Raw genomic sequence first — 1,679 nt, 5'->3', positions numbered from 1 at the left:
CGTCCTTCATCGCCTGTGATCGCCAAGGCATCCACCACATGCACTTGTTCGCTTGACCCTATAACGAGTCTGTCTCTCGACAGTCGCTACAGGTTGAGTTCTCGCGTTGTGCCGTATTCCAATTGAGTCAAACATAGAGTTCGAATCATCTTGAGATACATCGATACAATCACAACCCGGATAACTTCCACGTCCATCTCAAGACGCTTCCGCTATCCAAATTACTTGCTTCTTCCAGATTGTTAAAGAACGACAGCCGATACTTACTACGTATCACTCTGACTGGCTCAATCGCCAATGGCAAATGCTCGTCTCACACGTCACTTTCGTGTGATCCAAACGCTTCCCATTGAAGATTGGTGGAGGCAGACGGGATCGAACCGACGACCCCCTGCTTGCAAAGCAGGTGCTCTCCCAGCTGAGCTATGCCCCCATATGTACAGAGAACTTCAGGGTACTACCGCCAGACAATGGTGGGTCTGGTTGGATTCGAACCAACGACCCCCGCCTTATCAAGACGGTGCTCTAACCGACTGAGCTACAGACCCCTGAGTCTGTCTTTAATTTACAGCCGATAAGCGTGAGCGCTCAACTTCGCGAGATAGCTCTGGAAAGGAGGTGATCCAGCCGCACCTTCCGATACGGCTACCTTGTTACGACTTCACCCCAGTCATGAATCCTACCGTGGTGACCGTCCTCCTTGCGGTTAGACTAGCCACTTCTGGTAAAACCCACTCCCATGGTGTGACGGGCGGTGTGTACAAGACCCGGGAACGTATTCACCGCGGCATGCTGATCCGCGATTACTAGCGATTCCAGCTTCATGCACTCGAGTTGCAGAGTGCAATCCGGACTACGATCGGTTTTCTGGGATTAGCTCCCCCTCGCGGGTTGGCAACCCTCTGTTCCGACCATTGTATGACGTGTGAAGCCCTACCCATAAGGGCCATGAGGACTTGACGTCATCCCCACCTTCCTCCGGTTTGTCACCGGCAGTCTCCTTAGAGTGCTCTTGCGTAGCAACTAAGGACAAGGGTTGCGCTCGTTGCGGGACTTAACCCAACATCTCACGACACGAGCTGACGACAGCCATGCAGCACCTGTGCGCCGGTTCTCTTTCGAGCACTCCCGCCTCTCAGCAGGATTCCGACCATGTCAAGGGTAGGTAAGGTTTTTCGCGTTGCATCGAATTAATCCACATCATCCACCGCTTGTGCGGGTCCCCGTCAATTCCTTTGAGTTTTAATCTTGCGACCGTACTCCCCAGGCGGTCAACTTCACGCGTTAGCTACGTTACTAAGGAAATGAATCCCCAACAACTAGTTGACATCGTTTAGGGCGTGGACTACCAGGGTATCTAATCCTGTTTGCTCCCCACGCTTTCGTGCATGAGCGTCAGTATTGGCCCAGGGGGCTGCCTTCGCCATCGGTATTCCTCCACATCTCTACGCATTTCACTGCTACACGTGGAATTCTACCCCCCTCTGCCATACTCTAGCCTGCCAGTCACCAATGCAGTTCCCAGGTTGAGCCCGGGGATTTCACATCGGTCTTAGCAAACCGCCTGCGCACGCTTTACGCCCAGTAATTCCGATTAACGCTCGCACCCTACGTATTACCGCGGCTGCTGGCACGTAGTTAGCCGGTGCTTATTCTTCCGGTACCGTCATCCCCCGGCT

Annotated in this window: 2 tRNA genes and 1 rRNA gene; all 3 read right to left on the bottom strand. The window is 53.4% G+C overall.

The window, feature by feature from the left end:
- Positions 1-357: 357 nt before the first annotated feature.
- Positions 358-433, bottom strand: a tRNA-Ala gene (locus AC3WLY_RS35175).
- A gap of 38 nt (positions 434-471) precedes the next feature.
- Positions 472-548 (bottom strand) — tRNA-Ile (locus AC3WLY_RS35170).
- Positions 549-611: 63 nt separating this feature from the next.
- Positions 612-1,679 (bottom strand): 16S ribosomal RNA (locus tag AC3WLY_RS35165); the annotation flags it as partial.

The organism is Burkholderia sp. FW306-1C-G01B, assembly GCF_058781685.1.
The sequence above is the reverse complement of the archived record's forward strand: the minus strand, read 5'-3'. Positions and strand labels throughout refer to the sequence as shown.